Origin of the sequence: Xanthobacter oligotrophicus (assembly GCF_008364685.1) — a bacterium.
GTDB classification, from domain to species: Bacteria; Pseudomonadota; Alphaproteobacteria; order Rhizobiales; family Xanthobacteraceae; genus Xanthobacter; species Xanthobacter oligotrophicus.
In genome coordinates this window covers 1-15292 of the sequence record NZ_VTTL01000016.1, presented here as the reverse complement: position 1 = coordinate 15292, position 15292 = coordinate 1, and the positions used below count along the sequence as shown (strand labels likewise).

Genomic DNA, 15292 nt, shown 5'->3' with positions numbered 1-15292 from the left:
GTCAGGCCTGCAGGGCGACCTCCGCCCTGTTCGCCCTCATCTGCGCCACCGCGTCGCTGCGGGCAAGGATGGCGCGGGCGCGATCGGCCACCGGCAGGTCGAGCATGGCGCCGCGATAGGTCACGGCGCCGAGCCCCTTGGCGAGCGCCTCGTCGAACACCTCCAGCGCGCCGCGGGCCCAGTCCACTTCCGCCGGCGAGGGCGCAAACACCTCGTTCATGATCGGCACCTGGCTCGGATGGATGCAGAAGCCGCCGGTGAAGCCCATTTCGCGTGCCTGGGTGATGGTGCGCCGGAACTTCTCGGTATCGGCATAATCGGCCACCGTGCCGACGAAGCCGATGGGGTGGATGCCGGCCGCGCGCGCGGCCACCACCGCCTGGGCGTTGTGGATGTACAGCGTGTCATAGGTTGGCGCGGCGCCGAGCGACAAAGCGAGGTCCTCGGCACCGACGATCAGGCCGGCGATGCGGGGATGGGCGGCGGCGATCGCGGCCATGTTGAGCAGCCCCTCCGCCGTCTCGATCATGACGACGAGGCGCGTATGGCCCACGGGCAGTCCGCGCTCGCGCTCCAGCTCGTCGAGGATCTCGGCGATGGTGCGCACATGCGAGGCGTCGGGCACCTTGGGCAGGGTCAGGCAGCACACATCCGGCCCGACCGAGGCCTCAATATCGGCCAGCGCCTGCCGCCAGGGGCGGTTGATGCGCACGACCACGTCCAGCCCCTGCCGCGCAAGGCGCGCGGCGGCGGCGGGAACGGCGCTTCGGGCCTCTTCCTTCTGGCTTGGGGGGATGGCGTCCTCGAGGTCGAGCTGGATCGCGTCGGCGCCGCGCTCGGCGGCACGGGCGAGGAAGCGCTCATTGAGCACGGGAACGAACAGCATGGAGCGCCAGGCGGGGGCATTCATGAAGAGACCTCGACAGCCTTGGGACGGGCACCGAGGCCCAGCTCGCGCCGGATTTCCTCATTGTGCTCGCCGATATCGGGGGCCGGCCGGCGGAAGGCGCCCGGCGTGGCGGAGAAGCGGGGAATGATGTTGTGCATCGGCAGCGAGCCGAGATCGCGGTCCGCGACCTCGACGATGGCCTCGCGGCCGAGCACATAGGGGTGTTCGAGCAGGTCGGCGACCGAGCAGACCGGCCCCACCGTGACGCCGGCGGCCTCGAACAGAGCGAGATTTTCGGCCTGGGTCCGCGTCGCGATGAAGGCGGCGATGATGGCGTCGAGCGCATCGCGGTTGGCGACGCGGGCGGCATTGTCGACGAAGCGCGGGTCCGCCTTCAGCTCGGGATGGCCGATGGTCTCGAAGATGCGCTCCGCCATGGACTGCATCGAGCCGGACATGGCGACATAGGCGTCGTCCGAGCACTGGTAAACATTGCGCGGCGCGGTGTGGGACGACTGGTTGCCCGCGCGCGGGGTCGGCGCGCCGGTGAGGCGGATCTGCGCGGCCTCGGCGCCGATCATGGCGTGGATCGGCTCGAACAGCGACAGGTCGATCACCTGTCCCTTGCCGCCGCCCTGCTCGACCGAGCGCAGCGCGGCGAGGATGGCGGCGGAGCCGTAGAGGCCGGCGATCATGTCGGCCAGCGCCAGCGGCGGCAGGGTGGGCGGCTTGTCGGCATGGCCGTTCATGAAGGCCCAGCCCGACATCGCCTCGACCAGCGTGCCAAAGCCCGGCCGCAGGCGCCACGGCCCGGTCTGTCCCCAGCCGGAGACCCGCAGGATGACGAGGCCGGGATTGCGGGCGTGCAGCGCCTCCGGGCCGATGCCCCATCGCTCCAGCGTGCCGGGCACGAAGTTCTCGACCAGCACCTGCGCGGTGTCGATGAGGCGCAGCAGCACCTCGCGGCCTTCCGCGTCGTGGATGTCGAGCGCCATGCTGCGCTTATTGCGGGCATAGACCTTCCAGAACACCTCGACGCCGTCGACCCGCCAGTTGCGCAGGTCGTCGCCCTTGCCGGGCCGCTCGATCTTGATGACGTCCGCACCATAGTCGGCGAGGACGTGCGTGGTCATGTTGCCGGCGACCAGCCGGGACATGTCGACGATGCGCACGCCGTCGAGCGGGCCGCGCCGGTCGGGGGTGAAGGGATGCGTGTGTGCCATCACCCCCTCCTCACGCCATCACGATGAGCGGCTTAATCTCTTCGAGCCGATGCATGCGCTCGAGCGCCACGTTCACCTCGTCGAGCGTGTAGCGGCCGGTAATCATCTTGCCGAAGGGGATGTGGTCGATATGGGCGGAGGCGAATTGCAGCGCTTTCCAGTAGGACTTCACATCGCCCGAGAAGGAGCCGAGCACGCGGATGTTCTTCTTCACGATGGTGGAGGGGCTGAAGGTGGTCGTGCCGGTGCCGAGCTGGCCGACGGTGAGGTAGCGCCCGCCCTTGCGCACGATGTCCAGCCCCTGCCCGAAGGCGTCGGGAAAGCCGGTGAACTCCATCACGATATCAGGCCCGCGCCCGTCGGTGAGCGCGCGCAGTCCCGCCACCCGCTCGTCATGGGTGGTGCCTTCGATGGTGAAGGTGTGGGTGGCGCCGAAATCGCGGGCGAGGGTGAGGCGGGCTTCCGGCGCGCCGATGACGCTGACCGTGCGCGCGCCGGCGACGCGGGCGACAGCCGCGGCTAATATGCCGAGCGGACCCGCGCCCTGGATCGCGACATGCTCGGACGGGTCGATGGGGCCGAGATTGTCGAAGGCGTTCATCACCGAGCGGAAGGCGCAGCTGCACAGGCTGGCGACGCCGTCGTCGAGATTATCCGGCACCCGCACGCGGCCGGATTCCGGCAGGACATAGCCGTATTCCGAAAAGCCGCCGAGCAGATAGGGCGGCTTCTCGATGTTCTCGTACATATAGGCGCGGCGGTTCTCGCACAGCGTCGGCTGGCGGGCGACGGTGCAGAAGAAGCACTTGCCGCAAGCGGTGTGGGTCCACAGGATGCGGTCGCCGATGGCGAGCTTCTGGCCGACGCTGTCGCGCTCCGCTCCCGCGCCGATGGCAACCACGCGCCCCACCATCTCATGGCCGAGGATGATCGGCAGGTCGACGGCGAGCGAGAGGTTGCCGCGCGAGAGGTGCACGTCGGTGCCGCAGATCGAGCAGGCGGTGGTGCGCACGATCAGCGCGCCCGGTTCCGGGGCCGTAGGGACGGGCACGCATTCGATCTTCACCGGCTCGCCGAACCGCCGGACGACCGCGGCGCGGGAGAATTCAGGAAGCGTGGCGAGGTCGGTTGTGTCACCGGACAAGGGCATGAGTCACACGAGGCTAGAGGTAGCGGAACCACAGCGTGGCAAACGGGACGAAGGTGATGATCGCCTGGCCCAGCAGCGCCGCGCCGAAGAACCAGCCGAGATAGGGCATCATGTCGGCCAGCCGGGCATTGGCGGCGCGGGCGGCGACATAGAGATTGGCGGCCATGGGCGGGGTGAGCAGGCCGATTTCCAGATTGGTGGCGAGGACGATGCCGAAATGCACCGGATCGATGCCGAAGCGTTCGGCGGCCGGTGCCAGCAGCGGCCCCATCAGCAGGATGGAGGCGTTGGTCTCCATGAAGGTGCCGACCAGAAGCAGCACCACATTGACCATCAGCAGGAAGGCGACCGGGCTCTCGATATAGGTCGCGACCCAGATGGCGATGTCCTGCGGCACCTGGTTCAGCACCATGGCGCGGTTGAAGATGCCGGTCATGGCGATGATGATGAGGATGCCCGAGCCTGTGATCGCAGCCGCGCGGAAGGAGCGGGTGAAGCCCTCCCGGCTGATCAGCCGGCGCCCGACCGAGACGCCGATCGCGTAGAGGCAGCCGATGGCGGCGGCCTCCGTAGGGGTCATGATCCCCCCATAGATGCCGCCGAGGATGACCACTGGCAGCAGCAGTGCCGAGGTGGCGTCGAACACGACCCGGGCCGGCGATTTGCGGGGATCGAGCACCCCGTCGGTTTCGGGGCGTCCCTCGACGCCGCCGCGCAGGACCTTGCGCGACAGGCGGTTGTGCACGAACAGGAACAGCGCGCCCATCAGCAGCGCCGGGACCATGGTGGCGATGAAGAGCTGGGAGATCGAGACGCCGACCGTCGCGCCATAGAGGATCAGCGGGATGGAGGGCGGCACCAGCACGCCGAGCAGCCCGGCGGAGGCGGTGAGCGAGGCGACATAGCCCTTGGGATAGCCGCGCTTGATCATTTCCGGCGAGACGATGCCGCCGACCGCCGCGACGGTGGCGACGGAGGAGCCGGTGATGGCCCCCATCATCGCCGAGGCCGCGACGGTGATGTAGCCGAAGGCGGCGCGGATGCGGCGCAGCAGCAGGTCGGCGAGCGCGATCAGTTCCGCCGCCATGCCGCTGCGGTTCATCAGCTCGCCGGTGAGCATGAAGAGCGGGATCGCCACCAGCGGGTAGCTGGAGATTTCCTCATAGGGAATGTTGCTCAGCCCGGCGATGGACAGGCCGTAGCTGCCCATCTGCAGGAAGATGACAAGTCCGAAGGTGACGGCGAGCGGCGCGCCGAGCACCAGGAACAGGGCCATGAGGCCGAAGGTCAGTGCCACGGGTTGAACCCTCCCGGCTCGCGTCCCACCAGCGCCCGCCAGATGTCGAGCGCCGAGTGGAAGGTCATCAGGGCGGCGCCGGCGAGCATGAAGCCGGCGGGAATGGCGACGGGAGTGCCGAGGTCGATCAACGTCTCGCCGGAGGAGCGGGCGTAGTCGAACAGGTCCCAGGCCAGGGCGATGAAGAACAGGCCGAACACCAGGCACAGCACGGCGGCGATGGCGTCGAGGCCGCGGTGCAGCGGGCCCGGCGGCAGCATCTCGACGATGTCGGCGGTGAGGTGCTTGTGCAGATGGCTGCACAGCGCCGCGCCGATGAAGGTGAGCGGCGACATCGCCACCATCGCCCATTCCCCGGTGTCGGAGAAGGGCAGGTCGAAGGTGCGGATCGCCACCGACGCACCCACGGCAAGGATGGCGACGACCATCGCCGTGATGACGACGGCATTCTCCATCCGGGCCAGCACCCGCTCGACACGCATCAGCGCGTCGAGCACCGCGTACCGCCGGGGCGCGGCCTCGGCGGAGGCCGGTTCGTGACCGCTCATGGCGGCCGTCCCGTCGCGGGCCATGGCCTCACTCGCCCCGAGCCGCGGCGATTTCCTTCTTCAGCTCGGCGATGCGCTCCGCGCCATAGATCGGCGTCAGCTTCTCCCAGCCGATCTGGCCGATCTTGGCGAATTCCGCCATCGCTTCCGGCGTGGGGGTGATGACGGCGACGCCGCCGGCCTTGATCTTGTCGAGGAAGGCGCTGGTGGCGGCGCGATTGCGGGCGATGCCCTCGCGCGCGGCTTCCTGCGCGGCTTCAGTCACGATCTTGCGCTGGGCCTCGTCGAGCCCGTCCCAGAAGCGCTTGCTGACCGTGATCGCGCCCATGGCGTACACATGATTGGTCAGGGTCATGTATTTCTGGGCTTCGAACAGGCGCGAATTATAGGTGATGCTGGCGCCGTTATCCTGGCCGTCCACCGTTCCCTGCTGGAGCGCCACGAACAGGTTCGGCATCGGCATGGTCACGGTCTGCGCGCCCGCCGCCTCGAAGAAGGAGCGGATGGAGGCCGAGCCCGGCACGCGCAGCTTGAGGCCCTTGAGGTCCTCGGCATTGTTCACCGGGCGGTTGGAGTTGGTCACCGCGCGGAAATCCAGCTCGAAATAGGCGAGCGCGACCATGTTGTGCTTGGCCAGCGTGTCGGAGAGCGTGCGCTGGAGGATGCCCTGCGGGTTGTAGAAGATCTTGTCGACCTGCGCGTAGTCGGTGGCGATGTAGGGCAGATAGTGGATGTCGAGCAGCGGATCGAGGCCGGTCAGCGAGCCGATGTTCAGGAAGGCGAACTCGACCGCGCCGCGGCTGAGATCGCGCCCCAGCGCCTCGTCACCGCCGAGCTGGCTGTTGGGGAAGACGGTGATGTCGATCTTACCGTCGGTGCGCTCCTTGACCAGGCGGGCGAAGATCTGGCTCGCCTCGTCCGCCGCATTGCCCTGGGCGAAGACGTGCCCGAGGCGGGCCTTTTCGGCCGACGCCACCTGCGGCAGGGCAGCCAGCGTCACGGCGGCCAGAGCCGCCACGATGAAGTTCTTCATGATTTTCTCCCTAGAGATGAATTTGTTTTTGTTGTCGGTGCCGACTTTGCGTCAGCTTGAGTGGTCGATGACCACGGTTTTGGCGACCGTGTATTCCTTGAGGGCCTCGAAGCCCTTCTCGCGGCCGTGGCCACTCTTGCGGAAGCCGCCGAAGGGCAGCTCGACGCCGCCGCCTGCGCCATAGCCGTTGATATAGATCTGGCCGGCGCGGATGCCCTTGGCCATGCGCATCTGGCGCCCGCCGTCGCGGGTCCATACGCCGGCAATCAGACCGTAATCCGTGCCGTTGGCGATGCGCAGCACGTCGTCCTCGTCGTCGAACGGGAGGGCGGCGAGCACCGGACCGAAAACCTCCTCGCGCGCCAGCTCATGCTCGCGCGGCACCAGCCCAAACAGCGTCGGCGGCACGAAATAGCCGGCCTTCGACGCCTCGGGATGGATCTTGCCCTGCGCCACGACCTCGACCCTGTCGGTGAAGGCGCGCTCGAGGAAGCCCATCACCCGGTCGCGCTGCACCTGGTTTATGACCGGGCCGCATTCGAAATCCTGCTCGGGAAAGCCCACGCGGACCGTGGCCATGCGCTCCGCGAGTTTCCGCATAAAGGGCTCATAAATGGCGCGCTCGATCAGCACGCGCGAGCCGGCCGAGCAGGTCTGCCCGGCATTCTGCACGATGGCGCCGATGATGACCTCGCAGGCCTTCTCCTGGTCAGCGTCGGCGAAGACGATCTGCGGCGACTTGCCGCCGAGTTCGAGCACGCAGGGAACATGGTTCTTCGCGGCGGCGGTCTGCACCAGCGTGCCGACCTCCGGCGAGCCGGTGAAGGACAGGAAGTCGAGCCCGGGATGGCTCGACAGCGCGGCGCCGGCCTCCTCGCCGAGCCCGGTCACCACATTGATGACGCCGGCGGGGAAGCCCACTTCCTCGGCGAGTTCCGTGAAGCGCAGGCAGGAGAGCGAGGCCTCTTCCGCCGGCTTGAGGATCGAGGTGTTGCCGGCCGCCAGCGCGGCGCCGAGCGTGCGGCCGAACATCGAGGCGGGGTAGTTCCACGGAATGATGTGGCCGGTGACGCCGCGCGGCTCGCGCAGCACGATGACCTGGTAGCCGGGCAGGAAGGGGATGGTGTCGCCGTGGATCTTGTCGGCGGCGCCGCCGTAATATTCGAAATAGCGGGCGGTTACCCGGATGTCGTTGCGCGCCAGCTTCATCGGCTTGCCGGTATCGGCGGCTTCAAGCTGTGCGAGTTCCTCCAGCCGGTCGAGGATGAGCAGGCCGAGCTTGCTGAGCAGGCGCCCGCGCTCCAGCGCCGCCATGGAACTCCACACCGTCTCGAAGGCGTGGCGGGCCGCCGTCACCGCGCGATCGATGTCGGCGGCGCCGCCGGCGGCGATCCGGCCGATGGTCTCGCCCGTGCTCGGATTGACGACCGGCAGAAACGTCCCCGACGCTGCCTCCACCCACCGGCCATCGATGAAGAGCTGATCCCGACCCATACGCATCCTCCCAGAACTTTGTTTTTAAGATTGGCGCGATGCTTCTACGGCGGGGCGCGTTAGACAACTCTGAAAACTCGTAAGGCCCGTTAGGCTCAGCCTAAGGCGCCGCTAGTGGGTCGACAGCCCCATTGCACGGTTCCGGCCAAGGCTCCACTCGACGCTGCCGTCGCGAGAGACCGCCGAGATGTGACGGCCGATTTGCTTCTCCAGCACGAGCTGCCAGGGCACGAGCTGGAAGCCAAGGCCTTCGTCGATCATGGCGAAGCGCCCGCTGGGAGGTTGACCGAGCCGGCGAGCCGGCCGGTCGCATACTCGCCCGTTTCGCTAGGGGCGTAGGAAAAGTCCGCGCTCAGCAGCCATCGCCCGGCCGACGCGATTCACGTGCCGCGCACTGCATGTTCGACCGGGGGCTGATCAATCCGACGGACGATCTCGACGTGCTGATCTCCCGGCACGCCAGATCCCGATGGCGTGCGTGCTTTCATCAATCGGAGCGGACGCGCCATCGCCCAGCAACGGGCGTTTGAGCGTCCGCGTCCGTACTTTCTGCGTTGGCATCGCGAGTACTGCTTCAAGCAGTGAGGCCGATTGAATCGTGACGCTGCAGCTGCATCAAGCGCGCAACATCCCGGCGGATGCGCCGCAGCTCCGGCCACGGGAAATGCCGCCCCTCTGCGCCATCCGCGCCAACGGCAATCAGCACGTCGAGCTTCCCTGAAAGACCGCGCAGTGACGCGGCGTCTGCCGCGAAGAGCCTCGCGATCAGTCGCTCTTCATCGACGGATGCCGCCGCCTCTTCCTGTCGTGTGGCCGAGTAGCCGATGGCGCGGTCCGCGTCGTCCCAGAGCCGTTGATGAGTGCGCAGCGCGGCGACCACTTCGTCACGGCGCGCGCAAAGCGACGGCAGATCGGCCGCAAGCTCATCGAATTGCCGCAGGGAGGCGATCCGCATTGGTGACGGCAATTCGTCTGCAGCAAGAACCGCCTGCGGAAACCCAACCGTCCGCGCCAGTTCGGATTCCAATCTCTGCTGTTTCCGGCACAGAGCGAGCGTGCGCCGATGCGCGGCGCGCCACGCCTTCCATGCAAGGACAGCCGCATCCGTTGCGCCGCCATCCTGCGGCGCGGCTGCAGCCGCACTGTTGAAGGAGGTGCCGCCGATCGTAACCAGGGCGGCAGAGAGAACGTCCCTCCGGGATGGCTGGGACAGACTCATGCTAATCTCAGAATCAGCCATGATCCGAGCTCCACGCAGCTTGGGTTGTGGTCAGGCCGGATACGTGGGGCAAACACGTGTCCGGCCGCCTAAGGCGCAGAAGGATAGCGACGACATGAATCAACAGCAATCAAAAATCACTACAGTGTCGTGATTCATATGAATGCTGCGCAATGCAAAATGGCCCGCGCCGCTCTCGGTTTGGGCGTGCGCGATTTGGCGAACCAGGCTGCCGTTTCCACACAAACCGTGACCCGTTTCGAGCGCGGTGAGGCATTAAAAGCGGCAACGGTTGAGCGTATTCAAGCGGCTCTCGAAGGCGCCGGCATTGAGTTCATTCCGGAGAATGGCGGCGGCGCAGGTGTGCGCTTCCGCAAGCCGTCAGCGCCGGAATAGCCCTCGTCCGTAATTCCTGCGCAAGATCGCTGCGGCTTCAGCGCGGTTCGGCCGCAGTTCCTTTGCAGTTTCTGTGCACCGAAGATCGACGGTCTTACGCGGGTCGGTTGCGCGTAACCGACAGCCGCGTGGCGTCGGGCATGACGATCCATGGCGAACTCGCCGCGCACTTGGCGGCTCCCTGCACCAGTCTGGTAGCGTATTTCTGGACGGTTTGACGGACTGCCAGTAGCGATCGGCGTCCATGGCGTGTCTTCTGCCACTCCGTCATAGTATCGCAGCGATGTGACGTGATCTCGTTTGGACCCGACGGGGCGGGGCAACTTGATGGCAGGATAAAAGCGCGCACATTGCGCGGCGGTCGGATGGTTGATTTCGTAGAATATTTGGTGGATCTAGACACATTGCGCTGCTCGCCTGCAATGTGCGCGCTTCTCGGGAATCTTGTTGCTTGAACGCTTAGCCGCACATTGTTGCCGTCTGATGCCGGCCTGAGGACCATCACCCCTCGGTTTTGGATCGCGGGGCCTGCCACTTCTGGATTGTGGCCGAGAGGAGGGCTTCTCGGCAGAAACGCCGCCCCTGATCGAGGCGAGTCGCCTCTCCATAATGTGCCTGCACTGACCGCCGATGCCCCGTACGAGCTTCGCGCGCATGTTGGTGAAATTCTGCCAGCAGCGTGCCACGACCGTCCTATCGCCCCGCGACGCCGATCTCTTCCAGCACTGGCTCCTTGATCTCCTCGCCGTGCGCATGCCACCGCCCCTGACGGAGCGCGACTACGACTGGCACGCAATCGCTCATGCCTGCGATGTGGATCATGCCGATCTGCAGCGCGCAGGCCCCGTGCTTGCGCCCGGCCTTGATGCGTTGCGCCGTGAACTGGCGCGCCGCGGCCACGTCACGGTGAAGCGTGCCGCGGCGCGCCAGGCACCGTCCCGCTTGGAGAGGGGCACGCTTCAGCGTGATGCTGAGCGGCTCGACGTTGCGCCGCGCCGACGCGGCACTCGGGCGAAGCCCATTATCGAGTTCCCTGAGAGCGACGGCCGGTCTTGGACGGACCCGCCCTCATTCGCCGATGCGCTCGATCTTCACATGCGCCGCCATGGCGACACCGCAAACCACCTCGCCCGCGCCCTTCAAGCAAGCGCGGCCCAGGTCGATGCCACGGCACTTAACCTGTGGCGCCGCGGCGTGAAGGTGCCGCGCGCCTCCCGAAGTCTCGCGGCGCTGGAGCTCATCGAGCAGCGCTACCGCCTCCCGCCGGGCTACTTCCGCTCGAAGCTGCCGAATGGAGACCGCTGCACCTCGGCGGGAACCATTGCCGGCATCAGTCGAGCCGAGCGGCGACGCCTCGCCTGGCACCTGCCGCATGATTTTGATCGCCGCCCATTGAAGGAGCGGGAGGAGATCCTTGAGTGGGTACAGCGCGTGGTGATCTCGGGAACGACCGACTATCGTCGCTTCCAGGCCGCCGCCATGAAGCAGCGCTACTCGATCCGCTTTCCAGGCCTGCTCGACCAGTCCTCCCGTCCGCGTGGTCTCTATCGGTTTTGCCGGGAGGAAGATGGATCGCTGCCGGATCCGGACCTTGCAAGTGCGGCGCTCGATGCGCCGCCCCAGCTGGCCGAGGAGATGGCCGATCTCGTCCGGTTCAAGACGGCGACGCTGACGGCCTTCGGTTATCAGCGCAATGGCGTCTGGGGTGAGGAGACGGCATCCCAGAAGGTCGAGCATCTCGGTCTGATGTTCGGTGCGCTGGCAGCCTCACCCAGCGGCGCGGTCCATGGCTTCGGCGTGCCGCTGGAGAATCTGAGCTTCAGTCTGCTGGTCTTCCCGATCGTTTGGGACTGGTACATCCAATGGCGGGAGCGTCGGCGCGGCTTCTACACCGCGTGGGAGGTCGACATGCTGCGGATCGCTGCCGCGCTCACTCGCGCCGAGACAGGCTGGCTGCGGCAGAACCCGCAGTTGGCCGAACGCATCCGTCCTATTCCCAATCTGATCACCGAGCGCGACGTTGCCGCTGCCCGTGCTGACTGGGACGCAGCCTGCGAGCAGATGCATCGCCATGGCCTCGCCCGCGCACGGGAAGTGCAGCGCGTAGCCCGTATCCATCGTGACCCCTTCGAGCCGATCATCGCGGTTCTGGAGGCGGACAGTCCGGTCGCCGAGTATCGCAAGATCACTGAGGAGATCCTGCGGCTGATGCCGGACGAGAAGCGCTACCCGCGCGCGGCCGCCGAGGCGGTGCGGGCCTTCCTCATGCTGCGGCTCGGCCTGCATCTCGGGCTGCGGCAGAAGAACCTGCGTCAGCTACTCGTCTGTCCGCGCGGCCGGCTACCAACCTCGGAGCGCCGCCTCGCGGAGATGAAGCGCGGCGAGCTGCGCTGGAGCGAGCGCGATCATGGATGGGAGGTGCTCATCCCTTCGGTCGCCTTCAAGAACGCGAACTCGTCCTTCTTTGGCAGCAAGCCATTCCGGCTGATCCTGCCGGACCTCGGCGGCTTCTATCACTATCTCGAGGCCTATATCGACCGGCACCGCCGGGTGCTGCTCAAGCATGCCGCTGATCCTGGCACGCTGTTCGTCAAGACGGTGAAGTTGACCAGCAAGGATGCCGCCTACTGCCAGAACACCTTCTATGAGGCCTGGCGCCTAGCGATCCAGCGCTATGGCATCCACAACCCTTACACCGGCCGCGGCGCCATCAAGGGCCTGCTGCCTCACGGGCCGCACAATGTCCGCGACGTGCTGGCGACGCATATCCTGAAGAAGACCGGCTCCTATGAGCAGGCGAGCTACGCCATCCAGGATACGCCGGAGATGGTCGCCAAGCACTACGGGCGATTTCTGCCGCAGGACAAGGCGGCTCTCGCGGCCCAGATTCTCAACAAGGTGTGGGAGGCGGCGTGAGAGTAGAACGCCCCATGCGCGAATCTCTCGCCGCCCGCGCTACGCGATGGCGTGTTCCCACGTTGGCAATCCGCTTCAGCAGCAGGGCCGGAAGTGCCGTAGGGGCAGATTGACGAGCCGCTCACTCAGGAGGGGAACGGTGCAATCGGGGCCGGAAGCGGACTGACCGGTTGTGGCTGCCGCTATGCAGATTGCAGCCGTTCTGCAACCGACCCATTATGGCCATTCTGGCTGGTTTCGTCGTAACCTGAAGGCTGTCGTTCTTTCAGCATCTGCTGCTTTAGGATTTAGGGCCCAACGCGGGAGATAGAATTGAAGCGGGTTCCGGCACTCTCCGAGACGGCAGTCGGCCAGTCATGGCTGCATCAGTTCGCTACGGGAGCCGACCATGCAGCCGCTACGGCGATGCTGGACGCGATGGTGCTGTTGGATCACGAAGAGGTTGCCGCTGCACAGCGGGCTGGACTGATCGCCATGCAAACAATGCCTCATCACAGACCATTCATTAAAAGTCGGATCGGGCTTTACGCCGAGCGAGAGTTCGCTGCAGGCAGGATATTCACCGAAGAATGGGTCGCTGGCCGCCACGGCAAACTAACGGAACGGTCCACCGGCCCCAAGCGCGTCGCACCGATTGCGCCTCGTCGGGGCTCTAGTCGAGTCGGAAGTGAAGGGCCCACAGCAAATGTGATCGCTCAGATAATTAAGGGCAATCAAAGGTCTTTCACCAGTCATCCTGGTCCTGACATTGTCAGGCAAACCGGGGTCAGATTGATCTGTATTGTAACCGACTTTATTGGGTCCGGCACGCGCATCAACAAGATGTTGGACCTGTTCTGGAAGTCACCCTCGGTACGCTCTTGGTGGCAGTTAGGATGGATTAGGTTCGCGATCGTGACCGCCTGTGGCACACGACGCGGAATTCAGGAGGTCATGCGGCATAGGGTCAATCCAGAAGTGAAATCGGCATTTACCGTGCCATCAGTGGGTGACTTCGAAGCCGATCTCGTTGCACGTTGGACCGATATCATGACGCGTTACGGACCTCCTGGTGCGACCGCTGAGGATAAAAGTGGCTATAAGGGTAGTGCTGCTCTTGTCGCCTTCACGTATGGCTTGCCGAACAACACACCCTTGATCGTGCATGGTACCGGCGGCGGATGGCAGGCCTTGTATCAAGGCTCAATTCCGCCTAACAGCAAGCACGCCTTCCATCCGCTCACAGATGGGGAGCGAGCAGAGAATGCAATCGAACGCGCCGGGCTTGCGATCGACCTAACCATAGGAAGCGACTTAGCGACGATGCACTTGGTCTTGTCTCAAATTCGCGGAAAGTGGCGACAAGGCGCGGAGGAAGAGATCAGCGAACGAACAGGGCTCACTTCCGATCAGGTGCGCATCGCAATTGCCCGGGCCAAAGCTAGAGCATTGGTGGCAATTGACGGTCACCTAACCGAAGCAGGTCAGGCTGCAATCAAGGGACTTCGGACGCCTTGGCGACGTCCGGATATTCCCACGAACGTAAATCCGTACTATCCATGGCAACTGAGAGACCCGAGGGTGTCATCTAGTAACCGCCGCCTTACGAGGCGGCCAAGGTGATCCGCTTAAGGCGGGTCGCCGTGGCGGCAGGGTTTCCGGTCGCCGTAGATGGAGCTGTCGCATACTGGTATCCCATCCGGCAGGTCAGTCGCGAGCGACACATTCGGCTTGCGTCGAAATTGCCCCGCCGGATGGGTCACCCCACAGGGGTGTAAGGTAGATGCTACACCCTTGGGACTCTCAGGCTTTTATCGAAGGCGCCAAGAACGCTGGGCGATCTGACGAAACAATTGCCAATGCTCTCGCTGCCGCTGACAGCATAAAAAAAGCTAACATAGATTTGCCGGTGATACTGTCACTAGGGCATCTCGCACATTTGGTAGACGTTGGATTGCCTGTGCTGCGAAACTACGTCGAGAGATCAGATGATCCATATCGCGTTTTCCAGGTCAAAAAGCACCGAGTTGGAATGAACGCGCCGCGGAGACATCGTACAATCTGTGTACCTGAGCCCAGCCTCATGCGCGTCCAGCGTTGGATTGCTCAAAATGTACTGAATGCAGAAAAACCCCACCCTCGCAGTTACGCGTTTGCACCACATCGCAGTCTAGTCCAAGCGGCTGAACGCCATGCGGGCTGTCGGTGGCTCATTAAGATGGACCTCCAGGACTTCTTCGAATCGATCGATGAGCGACAGGTCTATCTCGTCTTCAGGTCGTTGGGGTATAGCTCCCTTCTGTCCTTCGAGATGGCACGCCTGTGCACTCGACTTCCAGGCGCCTATATCGCGGAGCCCCAGAATTTCGAGGCACCATCAACATGGTACCGATCTCGAGGAGCTGGACATCTTCCTCAAGGTGCCCCGAGCAGCCCCATGCTGGCAAATCTGGTCGTTAGGGCACTGGACCGCAGGCTTGAAAACGTTGGGCTGAAATCTGGCTGGGTCTACTCTCGCTATGCCGATGACCTTGCCTTCTCAACGAAGGACCATACCGGGCGAGGGGCCGCGATTGCATTGGTCAAGCGGGTGGAACGCGAAGTGCGCGATTTTGGTCTACGAGAGAACCCAGCAAAGACCACAGTCACCCCACCTGGAAACCGTAAGGTTCTACTTGGACTTTTGGTGGACCGCGATCAACCAAGGCTTACCAAGAAGTATCGAAACAATATTGAGACACATATTTTCGCGCTTCGCCATCCTAAGCTGGGCGCAAAGGCTCACTGCGCTGCAAGAGGCTTCCGGTCAGTGACAGGTTTAAAACGGCATGTGGCTGGGCTTATAGCTTTTGCGCACGCTGCCGATAAGCCATACGCGGCTCGCCTTTATGAAGACTTCAATAAAATTGACTGGTCCCGATAGCGCAGGGAGGTTCTTCGGAAAGCGCAATACCGGGCTGACGTCGCCGCGCCTTTTCGGGCAGAGCCACGTGCTGGACAGTATTTTCCGTTTTTCTTCCAGAACCCGCCAGTCCGCTTCCCACGCCATTGCGGTCATCGCTGCGGGAGATCCTGACGTTGCCCCCTATTTGCCCTCGTTCATAACTGGACTCTGTTCTCGATATGGTCCGTCCTGGACCGGGTTGCA

At 64.6% G+C, this 15292-nt stretch carries 12 protein-coding genes and 1 pseudogene; 4 read left to right on the top strand and 9 right to left on the bottom strand.

Annotated features, from left to right (window positions below; genetic code table 11):
• Position 1 precedes the first annotated feature (1 nt).
• The 9 genes and pseudogenes from FZ033_RS22485 to FZ033_RS22440 form a co-directional block, all read right to left on the bottom strand.
• Complete coding sequence (locus FZ033_RS22485) at positions 2 to 910, bottom strand: HpcH/HpaI aldolase/citrate lyase family protein (RefSeq protein WP_149578301.1); 909 nt, start codon at positions 908 to 910, stop codon at positions 2 to 4.
• Positions 907 to 2112 carry a CaiB/BaiF CoA transferase family protein gene (locus FZ033_RS22480; protein ID WP_149578300.1) on the bottom strand — a complete coding sequence of 402 codons (1206 nt, stop codon included), beginning with the start codon at positions 2110 to 2112 and terminating at the stop codon, positions 907 to 909. Before FZ033_RS22480 ends, FZ033_RS22485 begins: the two co-directional genes overlap by 4 nt.
• Before the next feature lie 10 nt (positions 2113 to 2122).
• Positions 2123 to 3256: a zinc-binding dehydrogenase gene (locus FZ033_RS22475; RefSeq protein ID WP_232847624.1), complete on the bottom strand. Its 1134-nt coding sequence runs from the start codon at positions 3254 to 3256 to the stop codon at positions 2123 to 2125.
• 19 nt (positions 3257 to 3275) lie between these two features.
• Positions 3276 to 4559, bottom strand: a complete 1284-nt coding sequence (locus FZ033_RS22470) for a TRAP transporter large permease (protein ID WP_149578298.1) — start codon at positions 4557 to 4559, stop codon at positions 3276 to 3278.
• Positions 4550 to 5107: a TRAP transporter small permease gene (locus tag FZ033_RS22465; protein ID WP_188079642.1), complete on the bottom strand. Its 558-nt coding sequence runs from the start codon at positions 5105 to 5107 to the stop codon at positions 4550 to 4552. Before FZ033_RS22465 ends, FZ033_RS22470 begins: the two co-directional genes overlap by 10 nt.
• 28 nt (positions 5108 to 5135) lie before the next feature.
• Positions 5136 to 6140, bottom strand: coding sequence for a TRAP transporter substrate-binding protein (locus FZ033_RS22460; RefSeq protein ID WP_149578296.1), 1005 nt, complete (start codon positions 6138 to 6140; stop codon positions 5136 to 5138).
• Positions 6141 to 6191: 51 nt separating this feature from the next.
• Complete coding sequence (locus tag FZ033_RS22455) at positions 6192 to 7640, bottom strand: aldehyde dehydrogenase family protein (protein ID WP_210247939.1); 1449 nt, start codon at positions 7638 to 7640, stop codon at positions 6192 to 6194.
• 105 nt (positions 7641 to 7745) lie between these two features.
• A pseudogene (locus tag FZ033_RS24435) lies at positions 7746 to 7907 on the bottom strand (DUF3363 domain-containing protein); the annotation flags it as partial.
• Positions 7908 to 8208: 301 nt separating this feature from the next.
• Positions 8209 to 8853: a hypothetical protein gene (locus FZ033_RS22440; protein WP_232847622.1), complete on the bottom strand. Its 645-nt coding sequence runs from the start codon at positions 8851 to 8853 to the stop codon at positions 8209 to 8211.
• 159 nt (positions 8854 to 9012) lie between these two features.
• Here FZ033_RS22440 and FZ033_RS22435 point away from each other — a divergent pair, with 159 nt between their 5' ends.
• The 4 genes from FZ033_RS22435 (at position 9013) to FZ033_RS22420 (ending at position 15067) form a co-directional block, all read left to right on the top strand.
• Positions 9013 to 9249: a helix-turn-helix domain-containing protein gene (locus FZ033_RS22435; RefSeq protein ID WP_210247938.1), complete on the top strand. Its 237-nt coding sequence runs from the start codon at positions 9013 to 9015 to the stop codon at positions 9247 to 9249.
• 654 nt (positions 9250 to 9903) lie between these two features.
• The gene (locus FZ033_RS22430; protein ID WP_149578293.1) at positions 9904 to 12165 is read left to right on the top strand and encodes a hypothetical protein; all 2262 of its coding nucleotides are present in this window, start codon (positions 9904 to 9906) and stop codon (positions 12163 to 12165) included.
• A gap of 312 nt (positions 12166 to 12477) precedes the next feature.
• Positions 12478 to 13767: a phosphoribosyltransferase-like protein gene (locus tag FZ033_RS22425; RefSeq protein WP_149578292.1), complete on the top strand. Its 1290-nt coding sequence runs from the start codon at positions 12478 to 12480 to the stop codon at positions 13765 to 13767.
• Positions 13768 to 13927: 160 nt separating this feature from the next.
• Positions 13928 to 15067, top strand: coding sequence for a reverse transcriptase family protein (locus tag FZ033_RS22420; protein WP_149578291.1), 1140 nt, complete (start codon positions 13928 to 13930; stop codon positions 15065 to 15067).
• Positions 15068 to 15292 lie beyond the last annotated feature (225 nt).